This is a genomic window from Streptomyces sp. SID12501 (genome assembly GCF_010550245.1).
GTDB lineage: Bacteria > Actinomycetota > Actinomycetes > Streptomycetales > Streptomycetaceae > Streptomyces.
In genome coordinates this window covers 1-694 of the sequence record NZ_JAAGLU010000206.1, presented here as the reverse complement: position 1 = coordinate 694, position 694 = coordinate 1, and the positions used below count along the sequence as shown (strand labels likewise).

General features: G+C 70.9%; 1 protein-coding gene. It reads left to right on the top strand.

Annotated elements, in window-relative coordinates; all coding sequences use genetic code 11:
* The coding region (locus G3I71_RS45275) for a lantibiotic dehydratase C-terminal domain-containing protein (protein WP_164324745.1) at window positions 1-694 on the top strand (694 nt) is incomplete at both ends.

Here is a 694-nt window from a genome sequence, read left to right as displayed (position 1 = left end):
TACAACACCCTGTTCGACATCGAGTTCCCCGAGGGCGACCGCGCCGCCTTCATGGGCGCCGACGGCCGGATGAACCTGCGCCCCAACAACTCCTTCAGCTACGAGCCGTACGAGCCGGAGTACGGCAAGTACGGCGGCCGGGCCGGCGTCGAGTTGGCCGAGTGGCACTTCGCGCACTCCAGCGACCTCGTCATGGAGGCGCTGAGCGGGATGAACCTGCACGTGCGCACGGTCCTGCTGGGGACCTCGGCCCAGCTGATGATGGTGATGGCCGGGGTGTTCCTGCCCGACCGGGAGGAGCTCGGCGGCTACCTCGACCGCTACTACCAGTTCTGGCACCAGGCCTTCCCGGGCACGGGGTTCATCGGGTCGGCGGAGTACGACCGCACCTACGCGCAGACCGGCCCCGGGCTCGGGCGGCGGTTCGCCGCCGTCCTGGAGGCGGTCGGCTCCGGCGAGACCGGCCGGCTGCCCGGGTTCCTGGCCGGTTGGGCCGAGCACTGCCGGGAGTTGCGCCGGCGGGCCGAGGCCCTCGCCGTCTCGGGCGAGCTGGTGTTCCGGTCCTGGGACGGCAGTCGGGACGAGAAGGTGACCGACCCGGCGGTGGCGCTGCCGCTGCTGCTGTCCCCGTACATGCACATGACCAACAACCGGTTGCACGTGACCATCCGCGACGAGGCCTACCTGGCGCACC